Source organism: Haloferax sp. s1 (assembly GCF_058382125.1).
Map to the genome: position 1 here is coordinate 1 of NZ_JBZRPK010000281.1, position 2,663 is coordinate 2,663.

Annotated in this window: 4 protein-coding genes; all 4 read left to right on the plus strand. The window is 48.6% G+C overall.

Features of this window, described 5'->3' with window-relative positions:
• The coding region (locus QT222_RS02875) for an integrase core domain-containing protein (RefSeq protein WP_491476247.1) at positions 1-161 on the plus strand (161 nt) is incomplete at its 5' end.
• 117 nt (positions 162-278) lie between these two features.
• The gene (locus QT222_RS02880) at positions 279-1,382 is read left to right on the plus strand and encodes a hypothetical protein (protein ID WP_491476245.1); all 1,104 of its coding nucleotides are present in this window, start codon (positions 279-281) and stop codon (positions 1,380-1,382) included.
• A gap of 130 nt (positions 1,383-1,512) precedes the next feature.
• Positions 1,513-1,869, plus strand: a complete 357-nt coding sequence (locus QT222_RS02885; protein WP_491476246.1) for a hypothetical protein — start codon at positions 1,513-1,515, stop codon at positions 1,867-1,869.
• Positions 1,870-2,314: 445 nt separating this feature from the next.
• Positions 2,315-2,663, plus strand: a 349-nt coding sequence (locus QT222_RS02890) for a DDE-type integrase/transposase/recombinase (RefSeq protein ID WP_491476248.1), incomplete at its 3' end; no start/stop codon positions are given.

Below are 2,663 nucleotides of genomic sequence, written 5' to 3' on the forward strand. Positions count from 1 at the left end.
TTCATACTCTCAAAATGCGAGTCGACCGCTTCCATAATTCGTGGGTGGGCAGTCACGGAAGCGTCCGCGAGTGGTTCATACAATTTGCGCAATACTACAACTTTCAACGACCGCATCAATCGCTCGATGGACGAACGCCAGTTGAGGAGGTCACTAACTAGACAGTGCCCAATTAACCATTATGATTTTGTAAATGGAAATTTATATTACCTATCCAGGACACATGAGATTGAGCAGACATGAAATCTGGAGAGAACAACGGATTTAGTCGACGTAGTGTGCTCAAGACACTCGGTATCAGCGCATTTGGAGTCTCCTCATATCCAGTAGCTGCTCGGGGAGAAGAAACAGTCACTTACCCTATGCTTATATCTGGGGACAAAGTTGTTAAGACGATTGAGGTACCGAAATCGTGGGATGAACATCGGCTTCATGCTCGGAACGTGCTGACCCAGATGGGCGAGTCACTCGCAAACAACCCCAGCGTGGTCGAAACTCAACTAGAGTCAGGTGGGGAAACATTTGGTGGCTTGAGCAGCCTAAAAATCGTCACATTATACGATGAGGATAAACCCAGAATCCAAAGTATCCCGTCGGAAAAGGACGGAATCCCGATTGAAACACGTCCTATGCCGGAATATGAGGCGGGAGGAAACCAATGCAGCGACGAAACGACATCGGACAATTGCGGGCATGATGATCCAACGGACACCGTCCCCGGTGGGTATATGTTCGGATCGTCAGTTGGTTACGGAAGTTCATGTTGTCGAGTGACTGTTAATGGAGATCCACGGATGCTTATGGTGGCGCATCCGTTTGGTGATCACTGTGAGACATCCCGTAGCGACATGATCGGAAAAACAGCGAAAGTCTCAGGAGTTGATGTCGGTGAGGCCACTGATATTAATATCAAAGAGGACTGGGCGCTCGTTAAACCGAACTCGAGTGCAACATTCCAGACCCACATTCAAGACGGACACTCGAACCCAACGGTAAATGGATACGTGACTAAGGAAACACTTGACATGTGGCTTAGCGACACAAATTATGCGGACCCGTGTCTCGAGAAAATGGGTCGAAACACTGGGCACACAACTGGAAAAATTCAAGCGACGGCCGTCTCGCACACGAACACGTGTACTGACTTCTCCGGTGAGGGTGTCAAGACTTATTGTAATTTCGCGGGAGGTGATTCTGGTTCGCCAACGTACTTCACCAGCGATGGCGACGCCTATATCGTCTCCGTTACCGGATACGGATACAACGTAATCGGATCAATCTGTAATCTGGACGTTTATCAATATGGAAACAGTGGGGGTACAGGTGCATACCACTTGGCTGAACAAAATAATATAAAATTTGGTGAAGATACTGCTTTCTAACTAACTTACAGCTAAGAGAATAATTTCCCATCAGCAAAAAGACTATAATTGTTTGTTTCTTCAGTATACAAATATGTCACCAATATTGTTGTTTGTGGGCACTAGAGAGGCGTGGGAACGAGGAGTACTCATGACGGGCACAGCAATGCTTGCTATTTTCATAGGCTACGCGGCCAACTTGTTCGGCCGGAGTGCGTTTGCTATCGCTGGACCAGCCCCACCAGTTGCTGCCGCGATGTTCACACTCGTCTTAGCAGGTATGGTAGGCTATCTGTACAAGGGACTTCTGATTGCATGGATGGCTGGCATTGGAATTCACCTCGCCACGGCAGCAGAGTATTTGATTAAAATTGAGGCTGCCACCCCAATTACATTTCTCGTCGAGCGGTTATTAGATCTAATTGTGTGGTACAGTCTCATTTTCAGCACGATTGGATTTGTCATTGGATGGGCAATACATCACCTTCATTTTCGTCCCGATGATTAACGCATAATCTACCTCAAGAGGTAACAACCCGTCACATCTACCCACTCATCCACCGAAAAGAGAGATTTTAAATCGCGACGGATACATGATTAGTATCCAACACTTCTTATCGGTTATAATTGAGTTTTTCAGTGATCTCATACCAAATTGATCGCCCCATCAGCAGCGCCACAATCAAGCTAGAGCAACGACTAGATAGGTAACAGTGTCATAGCAATCGATAGCTATAGAGAAGGGGCACTGTCTAGTTAAGCCAGTTTGAGGAACGAGCAGGTCGTTGAGTGAGTTTGGGAAGATGCTCGCAGCCCTACTCATCGAGTGCTTTGCGACGGATTATGAAGAAACTGGGAGCGTGAGCGGACGGCGACGTCCCAAACTCGCGATGCGAGTTTGTGGGCTCGAAAGACGCTTGCGTCTTTCGAACGTTCACGAGAGCAGAGCTCTCGTGCAGCCCATCAGAACGCGAAGCGTTCTGAGGACGCCCGTCAGGGTGTTCGCCGTCCAGCTCCACGCGACCGGGTGTTCACTTAGAGAGACAAAAGAAATTCTTCGATACCTCGGCGTTGAACGCTCTCATCAAGCTTTTTGGCAGTGGGTACATCGACTGGCAGACAGCGGTCACAACCCGCCTGAGGCGAAGCCGAAGCGGGTTGCGGTCGACGAGACCGCTGTCAAAATCAATGGCGAATGGTCTTGGTTGTACGCTGCAATAGACATCGAGACGAAGCTGATTCTCGATGTCGAATTGTTTGGACGACATGGTACCGATCCGGCTGCTGCGTTTCTCCATCGAC

Bases quoted from the DNA above. Each gene is read 5' to 3' on its own strand.
- QT222_RS02885 (WP_491476246.1), top strand. From the start codon at position 1,513: ATGACGGGCACAGCAATGCTTGCTATTTTCATAGGCTACGCGGCCAAC.